The organism is Streptomyces sp. NBC_01497 (genome assembly GCF_036250695.1).
Classification (GTDB): Bacteria; Actinomycetota; Actinomycetes; order Streptomycetales; family Streptomycetaceae; genus Streptomyces.
Genome location: NZ_CP109427.1, coordinates 2,450,226 through 2,466,787, shown reverse-complemented (window position 1 = coordinate 2,466,787; position 16,562 = coordinate 2,450,226). Strand labels below are relative to the sequence as shown.

Genomic DNA, 16,562 nt, shown 5'->3' with positions numbered 1-16,562 from the left:
CCCCGGGCCGCTCGCGGCGCGGCCGGCCCCGATGACCGCGCACCCCGGGCGGTACGTGTCAGGCGTCGCGCCGCTCCAGCGTCGCGTACGCGCCGCCCATCGCCACCGCCGTCACACCGAGCAGGATCCACAGCGAGACCCAGCCGGTGGGCGCCGGGCCCGACGCGATCCCGCCGAGGCTCGGGTAGAAGGACGCCAGCTGGCTCGGGATCGAGTACGTCAGCAGCGCACTGCTCACCTTCTCCAGGGGTGTGATCAGGAACAGCGAGAGGACCAGCGGCAGCAGCAGCACGCCCAGCATCGCCGTGATGGCACCAACCGCGTGCTTGACCAGCGCGCCGAGCGCCTGCGACAGGACGCCCAGCAACGCCATGTACAGGCTCACTCCGAGCGTCGCGGAGACCCACTGGGCGCCCGTCGGGCTCGCCGTGTCGAGGATCACCACCTGGAGCACGGACGTGATCAGGGTGAGCCCCAGCATCAGCGTGAAGACCAGCGAGAAGTACACCGTGGCCTTCGCGGTCAGCACCCGCGCCCGGCTCGGACAGGCGGTCAGCGTCGCACGGATCAGCCCGGTGCTGAACTCGCTGGAGAACGTCAGCACTCCGAGCGTGATCACGCACATCGTGCCGGGAAGCACGCCGAAGAACCCGAAGGACAGCGCCGTGCCGGGGCTCCGGGTGCCGCCCACCGATGTCGCGGTCACGCCCCACGCGATCAGCAGCCCGGTACCGAGGACCAGCACGATCAGGCCGCCGAGCGTCCACACCGTGGACCGCACCGTCCGGATCTTGGTCCACTCGGCGACGACGGCGTCTCCCAGGTGGGCCCTGCGCACCGGGATCGGCGACACATAGCCGCCGCGCCCAGTACTGGGGTCGAGGTCCTGTCCTGCGGCGCCGCTCGGGTACGGGGCGGTCATCGTGCGTCCTTGTCCGGGGCGGGGGCGGAGTCCGTGGTGCGGCCGGAGCCGGAGTCGTCGCGAACGTCGCCGGGCGCCGGATCCTGGTCGTGGCGGAACCGCGGATCCCGGTGGTGCGCGAACCGGGGGTCCTCCGCGGGCGGCACGTACCAGCCCTGCTGCGGCACGTCGGGCACGGCGGGTGGCTCGTAGCCGGGCTCCTCCTGCTCGAAGCCGGCCAGCTCGTCGTCCGTGGAGCGGTAGTCGACCGTGGCCTGCGTCATCCGCATGTAGGCCTCCTCCAGCGAGGCGTGGTGCGGGGAGAGCTCCCACAGCCGGATGTCGGCCTTGTGCGCGAGGTCGCTGACCCGGGGGAGCGGCAGCCCCGTCACCCGCAGCGCCCCGTCCGGCTCGGACAGCGTCCCGCCGCCCGCGTCGCCGAGCACGGCGGCGAGCCGCTCCCGCTGCCCGTGGTCGTCGTCGGCGACCCGTACCCGCGCGAAGCCGGACGAGTTGCGCGAGATGAACTCGCGGACGCTCATGTCGGCGAGCAGCCGGCCCCGGCCGATCACGATCAGATGGTCCGCGGTGACGGCCATCTCGCTCATCAGGTGCGACGAGACGAGGACGGTGCGGCCCTCGGACGCCAGCCGTCTCATCAGCGTGCGGACCCAGTAGATGCCCTCCGGGTCGAGACCGTTGACGGGCTCGTCGAACAGCAGCACCTCCGGGTCGCCGAGCAGCGCGGCGGCGATGCCGAGCCGCTGCCCCATGCCCAGCGAGAACCCCTTGGACCGCTTGCCGGCCACGTCCCGCAGCCCGACGACGCCGAGCACCTCCTCGACGCGCGAGGCGGGGATGCCGGAGAGCTGGGCGAGCGCGAGGAGATGGCTGCGGGCGCTCCGGCCGCCGTGCACGGACTTGGCGTCGAGCAGCGCCCCGAGCTCGCGGGGCGCGTTCGGCGTCTGCCGGAAGGGCTGCCCGCCCACGGTGACGACACCGCTGGTCGGCCGGTCGAGTCCCACGATCATGCGCATGGTCGTGGACTTGCCGGAGCCGTTGGGACCGAGGAACCCGGTGACATGGCCGGGGCGTACCTGGAACGACAGATCGTCCACCGCGGTCTTGGCACCGAAGCGCTTGGTCAGGTGGACTGCCTCGATCATCTCCAGCCCCATCGACGGGTCGGGTCCCTGCCTCATCGGCGGGCGGGGCCTTGGAACAGAGAGGATATCCGCACCGCGAAGGCAGAGGCCAAGGGTGGGTACGGGAGGTCGCGGCCGGACCTCACCGCCGGACCTCACCACCGCACCGGGCGCGGCCCGGCAGGCGGCCGGCGGCGGAGCCCGGTCCGCGGGGTCCGGGCGCCGGGCGGGCCCCCGCCCGGCGAACCCCGCTCACGCGTCGCGCTTGCGCAGCACCAGGTAACCGCCGACGAGCGCGGCGACGACCCAGAGCGCCATGATCGCGAACCCGGCCCAGGGCCCGTACGGTGCGTCGTTGCCGCCCGCGGCGTCCGGCACCACCTGGAGGATCTTGGAGCCGGCCTGGTCGGGGAAGTACCGCGCGACGTCCTTGGCCTTCGGCACCACCGAGAGGATGTTCGAGACCAGGAAGAAGAACGGCATCAGGATCCCGAGCGACAGCATCGAGCTGCGCAGCATGGTCGTGACGCCCATCGAGAAGACCGCGATCAGGCACATGTACAGACCGCTGCCGACCACGGCGCGCAGCACGTTCGGCGCCCCGAGGGTCGTCCCGTCGTCACCCAGCAGTGCCTGGCCGAGGAAGAACGTGACGAAGCCGGTGATGAGGCCGACCACCAGCGCGAGCAGGCCCGCCACGCCGATCTTGCCGAAGAGGAAGGTGGCGCGGCGCGGGACCGCCGCGAGCGACGTGCGGATCATGCCCGAGCTGTACTCGGAGCCGACGACGAGCACCCCGAACACGACCATGGCCAACTGGCCGAGCGTCATGCCGGAGAAACTGATGAACGTCGGGTCGAAGTGGTCCCCCGGGTTGACCAGCGTGGTCGCCACGGCGCCGAAGCCGGCGGTCACGACGAAGGCCAGAACGAGTGTCCACGTGGTGGAGGAGACCGTGCGGATCTTGGTCCACTCGGACTCCAGGACGGCCGGTACCGAAGACATCGTTCAGACTCCCTTGTTGCGCTGGTCTCGGCTCTGGTCCCAGTCCTGTCCCCAGGTCCCGGGCTCCGCGGGGGGCTGGGTGCCCTCACCAGGTCCCCGGCCCTGCCCGGCCCCGGGGGCCTGGCCGGCGGGAACCCCTCCCGGCGCCGCCTGACCGGCGGGAACCCGGTCCGGCGGGACCTGCCCGGCCTGGACCTGCCCCGGGGCAATCCTCTCGCCGGGGCCCGCGTGGGCGTGGTACTCCACCGAATCCGCCGTCATCTGCATGAACGCCTCCTCCAGGGAGGCCCGCTGGGCGCTCAGTTCGTGCAGCGTGATCCGGTGCGTGGCCGCCAGCTCGCCGAGCGCCTCGGTCTCCGCCCCGTCGACCTCGAACGCCCCGCCGTCCACCTCGGCCGCCGCGATCCCCGCCTCGCGCAGCGCGTCCCGCAGCTGCTCCGGCTGAGGAGTGCGGACGCGGGCGAAACTGCGCGAGTTCTGGTGGATGAAGTCGGCCATCGACGTGTTCGCCAGCAGCCGGCCCTGACCGATCACGATGAGGTGGTCCGCGGTCAGCGCCATCTCACTCATCAGGTGACTCGACACGAAGATCGTGCGGCCCTCGGCGGCCAGAGCCTTCATCAGCGTGCGGATCCAGTGGATGCCCTCCGGGTCCAGGCCGTTGACGGGTTCGTCGAACATCAGGATCTCGGGGTTGCCGAGCAGGGCCGACGCGATACCGAGCCGCTGGCCCATGCCGAGCGAGAAGCCCTTCGACTTGCGCTTGGCGACCGCCGTCAGCCCGACCATGTCGAGGACCTCGTCGACCCGCCGGCGCGGGATGCGGTTGCTCTGCGCGAGACACAGCAGGTTGTTGTACGCGGTGCGGCCGCCGTGCATCGCCTTCGCTTCGAGCAACGCCCCGATGTGCTTCAGCGGGTCGGTCAGCTCGTGGTACTTCCTGCCGTCGATACGGACCGAGCCGCTGGTCGGGTTGTCGAGGTCCAGCATCATCCGCATGGTGGTCGACTTGCCCGCGCCGTTGGGCCCCAGAAAACCGGTCACCACGCCCGGCCTTACCTGGAACGAAAGATGATCGACCGCCAGTTTGCGGCCGTAGCGTTTGGTGAGCCCCTCGACCTCGATCATGTGGCCCAACCTAGGCGCGCGCAAAGCCCCCCGCCACCTGAGTGGCGGGGGGCTGACACAACCGTTACCGAACGGACTCGTCCGGTTCTCCGGGCCGTCAGCGCGTCTGCTGCGCCGGCACCCCGCGGGAGATCGGCTCGTCGTCGGCCGGGGAACCGGCGGCGGCGACCGCGGCACCCGTCAGCGACGCCAGCATCTCGCGGACGTTGGTCAGCTGCGCGTTGATGGAGTCGCGGCGGTTGGTGAGGGCCGCCAGCTCGCGCTCGGAGTCGCTGCGGATCCGGTCGGCCTTCGCGTTCGCGTCGGCGACGATGTCCTCGGACTGGCGCTGGGCCGTCTCCACCGTCTGGCGCGCCCTGCGCTCCGCGTCCGTGCGCAGCTTCTCGGCCTCCAGGCGCAGCTGCTCGGCGCGGTGCTCGATCTCCGCCAGGCGCTTCTCCGCCTTCGCCTGACGCGATGCCAGGTCGCGCTCCGACTGCTCGCGGCGCTTGGCGAGGTTCGTCTCGAAGTCCGCGGCCGCCTGGGCGGCCTTGGCGCGGGTCTCCTCGAACAGCGCGTCGGCCTCGTCACGCTTGGACTGTGCGTCCTTCGTGGCGTCGTTGCGCAGCGTGGAGGCGTCGCTCTTCGCCTTGTCGACGATACGGGAGCCCTCGTCCTCCGCCTTCGACTTGCGCTCGGCGGCGAACGCCTCGGCGTCGTTGCGCACCTGCTGAGCCGCCGACTCGGCGAGCTCGCGGTGCTGCTCGGCGGCCCTGCGGGCCTCTTCTCGCAGGTCCTTGGCCTCTTCCTCGGCGAGGCGGAGGATCTTCTCGACCCGGGCGCCGAGACCGGCGTACGACGGCTCGGCGTCGGTGGCCTGTGCCTGGGCGTTCTGCGTTTCGAGGTGGAGCTCCTCGATGCGCTTTTCCAGAGCGGTGATCCGGGACAGCGCGCTGTCCCGGTCGGCGACGAGTTTGGTAATGCGGTCGTCCACCTGACCGCGGTCGTAACCACGCCGCACGAGCTCGAAGCCGAAGGGAGAGGAAGTGTCGCTCATGGGGTTCCTGTCGAAAGAGAGCGGTGAGGTGATAGAGGGAATCCTAGGGGTGCTTACGGCGTGTCAACGCGTCGATGCAGCTTTGATATGCAGAATGACCAGCCTTTCGAGTGGTTCAGTCCTGACTAGCCGTCCGACGGCTTACCGTTCGAACGCGTTGTCCCCGCGGACGCCCCCGCCTTGACGGGGCCGTCCTTGCCGGAGGCGCCCGGGGCCTCGAACGACAGCGCTTCCAGCACGTCCTGCACCCGGGAGATCTCGGCCTGGATGTCGGAGTGTCTGCGCGCCAGGATGTCGAGCTCGCGCTTGCCCTCCGAGACCATCCGCTCGGCGTCCCGGTCGGCTTCGGCGCGCAGCTGCTCGGCCTCCCGGACGAGTCCGGCCTTCTTCTGCTCGGCTTCCTTGAGCAGACCCTCGGCCTTCTTCACCGCGGCGATCCTGACCTTGCTCGCCTCCGAATTGGCTTCGGCCAGCAGCTCCTTGGCCTTGTGGTCGGCCTCGGCGCGCTGCTCGCTCGCCGCCTTCATCAGAGTATCCACCCGCTCACCGACCGTCTTCAGCTGCTCGGAGGTTTCTCTCCTCGCCCGCTCGTGCAGCTCCTCGATCTCGGCGTCGACCCGGGCACGCGCCTCCTCGGCGCGCTCCCGCAGCGCCGCGGCGTCCCCGCGCGCCCCGACCAGCAGTTCGTCCGCGTCGGCGCGGGCCCGCTCCACCCTCGTGTTGCCCTCGATGGTGGCCTCCGCCGTGACCCGCTCGGCCTCCTTGCGGGCGGCGCCGACCATCAGGTCCGCGTTGGCCTCGGCCTCGGTGGCGACGCGCAGCGCCTCCTCCTGGGCCTTGTTCATCAACTGGTCGGCCTGCTCGGCCGCGTCGGAGCGGCGCTTGGCCGCGCTCGTGCGCGCCTCGTCGAGGAGCCGGTCGGCCTCCTGCTGCGCCTCGCTCCGCAGCCGCTCGGCCTCCGCGTGGGCCTCGGCGCGTACCTGCTCGGCCTCGGCGCGCATCCGCTCGGCTGCCTGCTGTGCGGAGCCGACCGTCTCGGCAGCCCCGGCGCGCATGCGCTCCGTCTCGGCGGTGGCCTCCGTGACGAGCCGGTCAGCCTGCGTCGCCGCCTCGGACCGCATGCGGTTCGCGTCGTCACGCGCCTCGGCGCGCGTCCTCGACGCGTCCTGCTCGGCCGCCGCGCGGGCGTCGGACGCCTCGGTCCGCAGCCGCTGGGCGTGCACGGTCGCCTCGGTGCGCAGCCGGTCCGATTCCGCCGCCGCCTCGTTGACGGTCTGCTCCGCGAGCGCCTGCGCCGCGTCGGACTCGCCCTGGGCCCGGGTACGGATCCGGTTCGCGTCCTCGCCGGCCCGTTCCCGCTCGGCGTAGGCGTCGGCGCGTACGCGCTCCGACTCCTCCTGCGCCTCGGCGCGCGTGCGCTCCGCCGCGTGCTCGGCCGCCGAACGCAGCCCGGCGATCTCCTGCTCCGCCTGGTCGTGCAGGCCCGCGACCGACTCGCGGACCTCCCGGGCGGTCTGCTCGGCCGCCGAGACGGTCTCGCTCGCGCCGCGGTCGGCCTCCTCGGCCAGTCGCTGCGCCTCCGCCTGCGCGTCCTCCACCCGCTTGCGGGCGGCGGCGAGCAACTCCTCGCTCTGCTCCCGGGCGAGCTCGCGCTCCTGGTCGGCCTCGGAGCGCGCCGACTCCAGCAGCTCCTCGGCCTCGCGGCGCCGCCTGAGGGCCTCCTCCTGCGCGGCGGACAGCGCCTCCGCGGCCTCGGTGCCCACCCGTTCGGCGGCGGCCGCGGCCTCGCGCCTGATGCGGTCCGCGCTCTCCTGCGCCTCGGTCTTGAGCCGCTCGGCCTCCGTCACGGCCTCGGTACGCATGCGGACGGCCGCGTTCTCCGCCTCGGCGCGGTAGGCCGACGCGTCCCCCGCCGCCTCGTCGCGCAGCCGCCCGGCCTCCTGCTCGGCCTGCTCCCGCAGCGACTTGATGCGCTCCGCGTTCTCCGCGCGCAGCCGCTCCGTCTCCTCGGCGGCCTCGCGACGCAGCCGCCCGCTCTCCGCCCGCGCCTCGGTCAGCGCCGACTCGGCGGACTCCAGGCGCTGTTCGGCCTCGCTCTGGAGCCTCGTCAGCTCGGCGGCCGCCTCCGACTTGCGCGTCTCGACGGCGCGTTCGGTCTCGTCACGCAGCCGGCCTGCGGCCTCCTCGGCGGCGCTCCGTGTCGCTTCGGCCTGCTCCTCGCCCTCGGCGAGCAGCCGTTCGGCCTCGGTACGGGTGCGCTCCAGGGTCTCCTCGGCCTGCCGGCGCAGCGATGTGGCGCGTTCGATGGCCTCGGTGCGCACCCGCTCGCTCTCGGCGGTGGCGCCGGAGCGCAGCTCGTCGGCGTCCGCGCGGGCCTTCGTCAGCAGCTCCTCGGCCGACTTGGCGGCCTCCTCGATCTGCTGGACGGCCTCCCTGCGGGCCTCGCCCCGGATCTGCTCGCCCTCGGCGACCGCCTCGGAACGCAGCTGCTCGGCCTCGCCGCGCAGCCGTCGTGCCTCCTCCTGGAGTTCGACGGTCTTGGCGCGGTACTCCTTGGTGTCGTCCTTCGCGGCGCCCTTGAGCTGGTCGGCCTGTTCCGCGGCCTCCGCGCGCAGCCGGTCCGCCTCGGCCTCCGCCTCGCGGCGGACGCGCTCAGCCTCCTCGACCGCCTTGCGCCGGGTGCCCTGGGCGTCGTCCGACGCCTTCGTGAGCACCTCGTCCGCGGTCCTGGCGGCCTTCGCGAGCTGGGCGGCCGTGTCCTCGGCCGCGGCGGACCGCGCCTTGTCGGCGGCCTCCGCGACGAGCTTGTCCGCCTCGGCGCGCGCGTCCGCGAGGACCTGCTCGGCCTCCGCCTTCGCGGCCTCGGCCTCCTCGGTGGCCTCGCCGACGAGCCGGGCGATCTCCGCCTTCGCGGTGCGGGTGCGCTGTTCGTTCTGCGACTCGGCGCCCGCGAGCCGCTTGACCGCGGCCTCCTTGGACTCCGAGACGATCTTGTCGGCCTCGGTGCGGGCCTCCCGCATCCGCTCCTCGGCCGCCTGCATCCGCTGCTCGGCGGTGCGCCCGAGCTCCGCGGCCTGCTGGCGTGCCTGGTCGGATTCCGCGGCGGTGCTCGTGCGCAGCGCTTCCGCGTGGCTCGTGGCCTCCTGGGCCTGGTTGGACGCCGCGTTCAGCAGGCGCTCCGCGTCCCTGCGGGCGCGCAGCAGCAGCGCCTCGGCCTCGGCGCGCGCCGACTCCGCGTCGGCGGTAAGGCGCTGGCGGGCCTCGTCCGCGACCCGGGCGGCCTCGGCGCGCGCGGCGGACAGGGAGCGCTCCGCCTCGCTGCGGGACTCCTCCATCAGGCGGCGGGCCTGCGACTCCGTACGGGCACGCAGCTGCTCGGCCCACGCGACGTTCTCGTTGACGTGGGACTCGACGGTCTGCCGGCGCTCCGCGAGCTCCTGGTCGAGGCGCTGGCGGCGCTGAACGGCCTCGGCGTGCAGTTCCGCCTGCAGGCGCGCCTGGTGCTCGGCGTGCTCCTGGAGGATGCGCTGCGTCTGGGCGCGCGCGTCCCGCAGCTCGCGCTCGGCGTCCGAGCGCAGCTGGTCGGCCTGGATCTGGGCGTTGCGGAGCATCTGTTCCGCCTGGTAGCCCAGATCGCCACCGTCATAGGAGGAGGGCCTCATGGCGAGGTTGCGGCGCGCTTCGTGGAGCTTCGCGCGCAACACCTCGACCTGGTAACCGAGGTCCTCGGCGTGCTGGACGGCCTTCTCCCGCGCGGTCCGCAGCCGGTCCATCTCGGCTTCGATCCGCGAGAGCTGGTCGTCAGCCCGGTGGCTCTCCTGGCGTTCGTAGCCCCGCACTGCGCGGTCCCATCCGTCCCCTGGTCGCAACTCTGCTGAGCGAGCACCGTTCAAGGTGAACGGCCCCCCGGGGGAATGGTGTCAGATCATCAGTGGGGGCGCCGCCCCGGCCCGGCCCCGGCCCGGAGCGGCCCACTCTACCGGGCCCGGGATGCCCGGGGTCAGTCCTGCGGGAGGGAGGTGACCAGTTCTGTGAGGACTCCGTGGCAGTCCTTCGGGTGAAGAAAGGTGATACGTGACCCCATCGTGCCCGTCCTCGGCTCGTCGTACAGGACGCGGACGCCCTTGTCCCTGATGGCCTCGGAGTCGCCGTCGACGTCGGGGGTCCCGAACGCGATGTGGTGCACGCCCTCCCCGTTCTTGGCCAGCCACTTGCCGACGGCCGAGTCCTCCCGGACCGGTTCGAGCAGTTGGAGGCAGGAGGAGCCGCCGTCCGACGTGCCGTTGACGCGCAGCATCGCCTCGCGCACGCCCTGCTCCTCGTTGACTTCCTCGTGGAAGACCTCGAACCCGTAGGTCGACCGGTAGAACTCGACAGTTGTGTCAAGGTCGTGACAGGCGATTCCGATGTGATCGATACGCGTCAGCATGGGACCCAGTCCAGCGCGCAGCGGGCCGTCACGCAACGTGCGCGCCGTCACACGGACCGGCCGATGACCGATGTCCCTACCCGCCGGTACATTGGAAGTTAACCGTCGTTCACGGCGTTCACCTGCCGAGACCGATGCGGCCGGCCGCACCGCGTCCGGCACGCCGCACGCACCGTCGCATGCAAAGGGGTCCCCGCTCATGTCCGGTTCGCACACCACCACGTCAGTGATCCTCGCGGGCGCGCGCACGCCCATGGGCCGCCTCCTCGGCTCGCTCAAGTCGTTCTCCGGCGCCGACCTCGGGGGCTTCGCCATCAAGGCCGCGCTGGAGCGGGCCGGCGTCGGCGCCGGGCAGGTGGAGTACGTGATCATGGGGCAGGTGCTCCAGGCGGGCGCGGGCCAGCTGCCCGCCCGGCAGGCGGCGGTCAAGGCCGGCATCCCGATGACGGTCCCGGCCCTGACGATCAACAAGGTCTGCCTCTCCGGCCTCGACGCGATCGCCCTGGCCGACCAGCTGATTCGCGCCGGTGAGTTCGACATCGTCGTCGCGGGCGGCCAGGAGTCCATGACGAACGCGCCGCACCTGCTGCCGAAGTCCCGCGAGGGCTACAAGTACGGATCGCTCGAAGTCCTCGACTCCATGGCGCACGACGGCCTCACCGACGCGTACGAGGACATCGCCATGGGCGCCTCGACGGAGAAGCACAACACCCGCCTGGGCATCGAGCGGGCCCCGCAGGACGAGTTCGGCGCGCGCTCGCACCAGCGGGCGGCGGCCGCGCAGAAGAACGGCGTGTTCGAGGCGGAGATCGTGCCGGTGGAGGTCCCGCAGCGCAGGGGCGAGCCGATCCTGTTCGCCGCGGACGAGGGCATCCGCCCGGACACCACCGCCGAGGGCCTCGCCAAGCTGCGCCCGGCGTTCTCCCCGGACGGCACCATCACGGCGGGCACGGCCTCGCAGATCTCCGACGGCGCGGCGGCCGTCGTCGTCATGAGCAAGGCCAAGGCCGAGGAGCTCGGGCTCGACTGGCTGGCGGAGATCGGCGCCCACGGCAATGTCGCGGGCCCCGACAACTCGCTGCAGTCCCAGCCGTCCCACGCGATCGAGCAGGCCCTCGCCAAGGAGGGGCTGACCGTCGGCGACCTCGATCTCATCGAGATCAACGAGGCGTTCGCCGCGGTCGCCGTGCAGTCCATGAAGGACCTGGGCGTGTCCCCCGACCTGGTGAACGTCAACGGCGGCGCAATCGCCCTCGGCCACCCGATCGGGATGTCGGGCGCGCGCCTCGTGCTCCACCTCGCGCTGGAGCTCAAGCGGCGCGGCGGCGGGGTGGGCGCGGCGGCGCTGTGCGGTGGCGGCGGGCAGGGCGACGCGTTGATCGTGCGCGTGGCCAAGTAGCGTCACGGTCGGCCGCAGTCGGGAGCCCGGGGCAGTGGACAGCGGCCGCTCGGGCCCCCGGGGGCCCGGTGGGCGGCGGCCGGTGAGCGGCCGGTGGCAAGGACCGACAAGCAAGCAGGCGGACGGCGAAGCAGCCGGAGCGGGCAGCGGCCATCGGCCGGTGCCGAGGACCGGCCGGTGCACGGGAGGATCAGGGCTGTGATGGACGTCTCCGAGCTCGTGGAGCAGGCGCGGGCGGGCAGGCCACGCGCCGTGGCGCGGCTGATCTCCCTGGTCGAAGGGGCGTCACCGCAGTTGCGTGAGGTGATGGCGGCGCTCGCACCGCTGACCGGCCGCGCGTACGTGGTGGGGCTGACGGGCTCGCCCGGCGTCGGCAAGTCCACGTCGACGTCCGCGCTCGTCACGGCGTACCGCAAGGCGGGCCGGCGGGTCGGGGTGCTGGCGGTCGACCCGTCGTCGCCGTTCTCCGGCGGCGCCCTGCTCGGCGACCGCGTCCGCATGTCGGAGCACGCGTCGGACCCGGGTGTCTACATCCGCTCGATGGCCACACGCGGGCATCTCGGGGGGCTCGCCTGGGCCGCGCCGCAGGCGATCCGGGTGCTGGACGCGGCCGGGTGCGAGGTGATCCTGGTCGAGACGGTCGGGGTCGGCCAGTCCGAGGTCGAGATCGCCTCGCAGGCCGACACCTCGGTGGTGCTGCTGGCACCCGGCATGGGCGACGGGATCCAGGCGGCCAAGGCCGGGATCCTGGAGATCGGGGACGTGTACGTGGTCAACAAGGCCGACCGGGACGGCGCCGACGCGACGGCCCGCGAGCTGAACCACATGCTCGGCCTCGGTGAGTCCCGTGCGGCGGGTGACTGGCGGCCCCCGATCGTCAAGACGGTCGCCGCGCGCGGGGAGGGGATCGACGAGGTCGTCGAGGCGCTGGAGAAGCACCGCGCCTGGATGGAGGAGCACGGGGCGCTGTCCGCGCGCCGGACCCGGCGGGCCGCGCACGAGGTGGAGACCATCGCCGTCACGTCGCTGCGCGAGCGCATCGCGGACCTGCGGGGTGACACGCGTCTGGAGGCCCTGGCGGGCCGGGTGGCCGCCGGTGAGCTGGACCCGTACACGGCGGCGGACGAGCTGGTCGCGGGCGTCACGGGCACCCCCGGCCGGTAGCCCCCGAAGAGGCGGCGCCCACGAGCGGGTGCGCGGACGGGCGCCCCGTCGTCGGGGCAGCGGGTTTCAGCGCCTCATGGGCGGCAGGGCTTCAGTGCGGCGCGCGCAGCCAAGCCGCCGCGTGGGCGGGAGCGCTCAGGCGCACCACTCGCAGGGGTGCGAAATGCTCCGCGCGGGTGCGGCGGGTGATCTCCGCGCGGCGCTCCGCGTGGCCCCTCCACGCGGACCAGGCGGGGTGGTCACGCGTCAGCCAGTCGGCCCAGGCCTCCCGGTTCCCGCCGAAGATCCGTTCCCGCAGCAGTGACCTGCGCAGGGAGCGGCGCAGCACCCTCGGCATGATCACGCGGCGCGGGTAGTCCAGCCAGACGATCGTGTCGGCCTTGTCCCACAGCACGTCCCTGACCGCCGGGTAGCCGATCGAGTCGATGATCCAGCCGGTGCCGCCCGCGATCCGCGCGACGTCCTCGGCGAAGTTCTCGTTCACCCGCCAGCCGGGACCGCCGAAATACAGCGCGTCCATCTCGTGATACGGCAGTCCCAGTGCCTGGGACAGAGCCCGGGCCATGGTCGACTTGCCCGCACCGGTGCTGCCGACGACCAGGACCCGCCGGGGGGAGGGCACTTCGCCTCCCGCTCCGGTGCCGTGCGGCACGGGCGGGGGCGGGCCGCCGCTCAGTTCTTGCCGCGCCGCTTGCGCAGCTGGTCGGCGACGGGCGTGAGCGAGGCCCGCAGCTGCGTCAGCTGCTCCGGTGCCAGCATGTCGATGAAGTGCCTGCGCACGGACGCGACATGGTGCGGGGCGACCTTGCGCATGGTCTCCATCCCCTGGTCCGTGAGGACCGCGAACAGTCCGCGCCGGTCGGACTCGCAGTGCTCCCGCTTGACGAGGCCCGCGCTCTCCATCCGGGTGACCTGGTGGGAGAGGCGGCTCTTGGACTGGAGCGTGGCCGCGGCCAGATCGGTCATGCGCAGTCTTCGCTCCTCCGCCTCGGAGAGGTTCACCAGGATCTCGTAGTCGTTCATGGTCAGGCCGAACGGCTGGAGGTCCTTCTCCATCTGGTACGTCAGCAACCGGTTGACATCCAGGTGTGTACGCCAGGCGCACTGTTCCGCCTCGGTCAGCCAGGGGCCGTCGGTCTCCTGGGGGGCGGTCTGTGTCTCGGTCTCCATGGCGACATTCTACCTAAGAAGTTGAATTTTGTACGAAGGATGGCCGCCGCGTCCGCCCCGCACGCCGCCCCGTCCCGCGAGCGCCGTCAGAGGCCGAAGCGTCGTTGCAGGTCACCGAGCTGTCCGCCGAGCCGGGGCAGCCCCGCCGCCCCGCCCGCAGGACCGCCGCCCTGCTGGCCGCCGCCGGGAATCCCCGCCTCGCCGGGCACGGTGCCCGTCGGCCGCTCCGCCATCAGGACCTCGGTGGACTGGACCAGTACAGTACCTGCCCCGACGAACTCGAACTGATGCTCCTCGCCGGACGCGCCCCCGATGCCTGTCATGGCCCGGACACCCCCGAGGATCCCCCGCATGTAGCCGAAGTCGTAGTGGTGGCAGGGGGAGGGGCAGTCGGCCCAGCCGACCAGCGCCTGCGGGTCCACCCGCAGCGGCGGCTCCATGAACACCACGGGACCGTTCGACACCGCCACGAACTTGCCCGTGCCGATGAGCGTCAGGAACCCCGGCACGATCGACTGCTTCAACGCGAGCGAGGGCTGGTAGGCCAGCAGATTGCCCGACCGGATGGTCAGGTTCCCTTCCTCCAGGTCGTACGAGTTCACATCGAAGGCCCGGTCGGCGAGGAGCATCTTGCCGCTGCCCTGCGCCACCACCCAGTCCGCCACGTGCAGCGGCGAGTGGAAGCTCGTGCGCAGCAGGCCCTCGAAGCGGCCGTGGCCGACGCCGTCGAAGGAGATCTGGCCGTAGTAGGCGACCATCTTCCCCTTCTGCAGGAGCCACTGGTCGCCGCGCAGTTCGACGCAGAACATGTACTTGTTGACGTTGTCGTCGCTCGGCAGCGTCAAGGGGTCGAGGACCACGGGCCCGGTCACAGCTTCTCCTCCGACGCCTGGACGAACACCGCACCGTTGCCGCTCAGCTCCAGCTGGAACGCCTCGCCCGAGCCGCGGCCCACCATCTCGCGCCAGCCGAGGGCGGCCGACAGCTTGTTGCGTACGTCGCCGTGGTGCGCCACGTACGCCTGCGGGTCGACGTGCACCGTGCGGCCCGGCGTGATCGGCAGTTCGACCACCCCGCCGTGCGCCATGACCGCGACCGCGCCGTGGCCCCTGAGGGTGGTGGTGAACAGGCCCTGGCCGCTGACCTGTCCGCGCACCATGCCCATCACCCCGCCCTGCGAGCCCATGAACATCGTGCCCTGTTCCAGGGCGCCGTCGAAGGCGAGCAGCCGGTCGGCCTCCACGTACAGCGTGTCCCCGCTCAGGTTGATCACCTGGATGTGGTGCCCCCCGTGGCCGAACAGCACGGTGCCGTCGCCCTCGACCGTCATCAGCGGTGTCGCCTCGTTCGCGACGCGGCGGCCGATCATGGACATCACCCCGCCCTGACCACCCCCGATGTTCGGCGTGAAGCTGACGTCCCCGCGGTAGGCGACCATCGCGCCGCGCTGACTGAACATCCGCTGCCCCGGGCGGAGTGTCGCCTCCACCAGCTTGTCGTTGATCTCTCGGAACGGCATGGCCTAGATGTCACCCCCGATCGTGTTCCGTTCACTGGGCTGTACGTAGACGAGTCCTTCGCCCTCGAACCTGATCTGGAACGACTCGCCCGAGCCCTCGCCCATGAAGGTGCGGAACGAGACCCCGGACTGGAAGTTCTGCCGCAGGGCGCCCTGGTGGGCGATGTACGCGCCGGGGTCGACGGACAGCGGGTACTGGGGGCTGACCCGCAGCACCACGGCCGGCCCGTCCGACATGATCGCCGCCTGGCCCGTGCCCTCGACCGTCGTCGTGAACAGGCCGTTGCCGCCGGCCGCGCCGCGCAGCCCGGTGAACGAGGTGCCGGTGCGCAGGCCCGCGTCGGTGCACAGCAGGTTGGACGCCTCCACGTAGAGCTTGTCGCCGTGGAGCGTGACGAGGTTGATCTCACTCGCCCGGTCCGCGAAGAAGCACGTGCCCTGACCGCGCACCTCCATCACCGTCATCGCCTCGCCGGTGATTCTGCGCGTGACCATCCCGCGCAGGCCCTCACCGCCGCCGGACATCTTCTTGAAGGACATCTGGCCGTCGTAGGCGACCATCGAACCGTTCTTCGCCTTCACCGCGTCGCCGGCCATGTCGACCGCGAGCATCTTGCTTCCCTGGAGTCGGAACTGAGCCACGGAACGAAGGTATCGGGCCCGGCGCCCCCGCGAACAGCACCTCTCCGGTCCGGCCCGGCGCGGACCGCCCCGGCAGGGCCCGCGGGGCGCCCCTGACACGGACCGCATGACCACGGCTGCCACAATGGACCCGGTTTGTGCGCGCGTTCACAAACGACACCCCGACCGAAAGCGAAGCACCCGTGGACATCAGAGCCGGATCCGCACTCCACCGACTACGCCTCGTCTCCGCGCCCGAGGCGGTGTCCTTCCTGCTGTTGCTCGTCTGCTCGGTGCTCAAGCGCACCACGGACTTCAACGCCGTGCCCGCCATGGGGATGATCCACGGGATCCTGTTCATCCTCTACGTGCTGTTCTGGCTGGACGCCTGGCGGTGCGCGCGCTGGCAGCTGCCCACGGCCGCGTTCTACTTCATCCTCTCCGTCCTGCCCACCGGCGGTTTCTTCGCGGAGCGCAAGCTCAAGCGCGCCTCCGAGGACATGGTCATCGCCGCCAGGGCCCGTCGCGAGGGCACGGTGAACGCATGATCGTCGCCTTCTCCGTCTCGCCGCTCGGTGTCGGCGAGGACGTCGGGGAGTACGTCGCCGACGCGGTCCGCGTGGTCCGCGAGTCCGGCCTGCCGAACCGTACGGATGCCATGTTCACCTCGATCGAGGGGGAGTGGGACGAGGTGATGGACGTGGTCAAGCGGGCGGTCGCCGCCGTCGAGGCACGGTCCTCGCGCGTCTCCCTCGTCCTCAAGGCCGACATCCGCCAGGGCGTCACGGACGGCCTGAGCGCCAAGGTGGAGACCGTCGAGCGGCACCTGCGCGAGGGTGGCGCCACGGCCTGAGCGGCTCCCGGCCCCGCCCGTCCGGCGTGGGCCCGCGCGGCGCCCGTACGAGGCGGTGAGCGGTGCCCGGCGCGGGCGGGCGCGCGGCCCCGCGGACGGCGGGCGCGCGGCCCCGCGGACGGCGGGGGAGCGGCCCCGCGGACGGCGGGGGAGCGGCCCGGGAAGACCGGCCGGGGCTGGGCATATCATCGC

At 72.2% G+C, this 16,562-nt stretch carries 16 protein-coding genes; 4 read left to right on the top strand and 12 right to left on the bottom strand.

Annotation, left to right across the window (positions count from 1 at the left end; genetic code table 11):
* Positions 1-58: 58 nt before the first annotated feature.
* From OG310_RS10410 to mce, 7 genes are all read right to left on the bottom strand, one after another.
* Positions 59-922: an ABC transporter permease gene (locus OG310_RS10410; RefSeq protein WP_329455592.1), complete on the bottom strand. Its 864-nt coding sequence runs from the start codon at positions 920-922 to the stop codon at positions 59-61.
* Positions 919-2,067, bottom strand: a complete 1,149-nt coding sequence (locus OG310_RS10405) for an ABC transporter ATP-binding protein (RefSeq protein ID WP_329460113.1) — start codon at positions 2,065-2,067, stop codon at positions 919-921. Before OG310_RS10405 ends, OG310_RS10410 begins: the two co-directional genes overlap by 4 nt.
* Before the next feature lie 231 nt (positions 2,068-2,298).
* The gene (locus tag OG310_RS10400; RefSeq protein WP_329455591.1) at positions 2,299-3,051 is read right to left on the bottom strand and encodes an ABC transporter permease subunit; all 753 of its coding nucleotides are present in this window, start codon (positions 3,049-3,051) and stop codon (positions 2,299-2,301) included.
* Positions 3,052-3,054: 3 nt separating this feature from the next.
* A complete protein-coding gene (locus OG310_RS10395) occupies positions 3,055-4,179 on the bottom strand; it encodes an ABC transporter ATP-binding protein (protein ID WP_329455590.1) in 1,125 nt (374 codons plus the stop codon).
* A 97-nt stretch (positions 4,180-4,276) separates the two neighbouring features.
* The gene (locus OG310_RS10390) at positions 4,277-5,215 is read right to left on the bottom strand and encodes a cellulose-binding protein (RefSeq protein WP_329455589.1); all 939 of its coding nucleotides are present in this window, start codon (positions 5,213-5,215) and stop codon (positions 4,277-4,279) included.
* A gap of 125 nt (positions 5,216-5,340) precedes the next feature.
* Positions 5,341-9,054: a polarized growth protein Scy gene (gene scy / locus OG310_RS10385; RefSeq protein WP_329455588.1), complete on the bottom strand. Its 3,714-nt coding sequence runs from the start codon at positions 9,052-9,054 to the stop codon at positions 5,341-5,343.
* Positions 9,055-9,215: 161 nt separating this feature from the next.
* Entirely contained in the window at positions 9,216-9,644 is a 429-nt protein-coding gene (gene mce / locus OG310_RS10380) for a methylmalonyl-CoA epimerase (protein WP_329455587.1), read from the bottom strand.
* A 199-nt stretch (positions 9,645-9,843) separates the two neighbouring features.
* Here mce and OG310_RS10375 point away from each other — a divergent pair, with 199 nt between their 5' ends.
* The gene (locus OG310_RS10375; protein WP_329455586.1) at positions 9,844-11,043 is read left to right on the top strand and encodes an acetyl-CoA C-acetyltransferase; all 1,200 of its coding nucleotides are present in this window, start codon (positions 9,844-9,846) and stop codon (positions 11,041-11,043) included.
* A gap of 201 nt (positions 11,044-11,244) precedes the next feature.
* Positions 11,245-12,207: a methylmalonyl Co-A mutase-associated GTPase MeaB gene (meaB, locus tag OG310_RS10370; protein WP_329455585.1), complete on the top strand. Its 963-nt coding sequence runs from the start codon at positions 11,245-11,247 to the stop codon at positions 12,205-12,207.
* Between the two features lie 91 nt (positions 12,208-12,298).
* On the opposite strand, the gene OG310_RS10365 is transcribed toward meaB, so the two are convergent.
* The 5 genes from OG310_RS10365 to OG310_RS10345 form a co-directional block, all read right to left on the bottom strand.
* Positions 12,299-12,772: an adenylate kinase gene (locus OG310_RS10365; RefSeq protein ID WP_329460112.1), complete on the bottom strand. Its 474-nt coding sequence runs from the start codon at positions 12,770-12,772 to the stop codon at positions 12,299-12,301.
* A gap of 107 nt (positions 12,773-12,879) precedes the next feature.
* Positions 12,880-13,377, bottom strand: a complete 498-nt coding sequence (locus OG310_RS10360; protein WP_329455584.1) for a MarR family winged helix-turn-helix transcriptional regulator — start codon at positions 13,375-13,377, stop codon at positions 12,880-12,882.
* An 86-nt stretch (positions 13,378-13,463) separates the two neighbouring features.
* Positions 13,464-14,249: an AIM24 family protein gene (locus OG310_RS10355; protein WP_329455583.1), complete on the bottom strand. Its 786-nt coding sequence runs from the start codon at positions 14,247-14,249 to the stop codon at positions 13,464-13,466.
* Positions 14,246-14,896, bottom strand: coding sequence for an AIM24 family protein (locus OG310_RS10350; protein ID WP_329455582.1), 651 nt, complete (start codon positions 14,894-14,896; stop codon positions 14,246-14,248). Before OG310_RS10350 ends, OG310_RS10355 begins: the two co-directional genes overlap by 4 nt.
* Positions 14,897-14,899: 3 nt before the next feature.
* Entirely contained in the window at positions 14,900-15,538 is a 639-nt protein-coding gene (locus OG310_RS10345) for an AIM24 family protein (protein ID WP_329455581.1), read from the bottom strand.
* 182 nt (positions 15,539-15,720) lie between these two features.
* On the opposite strand from OG310_RS10345, the gene OG310_RS10340 reads away from it, so the two are divergent.
* Both OG310_RS10340 and OG310_RS10335 read left to right on the top strand, forming a co-directional pair.
* Positions 15,721-16,065 carry a DUF3817 domain-containing protein gene (locus OG310_RS10340; RefSeq protein ID WP_329460111.1) on the top strand — a complete coding sequence of 115 codons (345 nt, stop codon included), beginning with the start codon at positions 15,721-15,723 and terminating at the stop codon, positions 16,063-16,065.
* Positions 16,062-16,370 (top strand): MTH1187 family thiamine-binding protein, encoded by a 309-nt coding sequence (locus OG310_RS10335; protein WP_329455580.1) that lies wholly within the window; start codon positions 16,062-16,064, stop codon positions 16,368-16,370. Before OG310_RS10340 ends, OG310_RS10335 begins: the two co-directional genes overlap by 4 nt.
* The last annotated feature ends 192 nt before the right edge of the window (positions 16,371-16,562 follow it).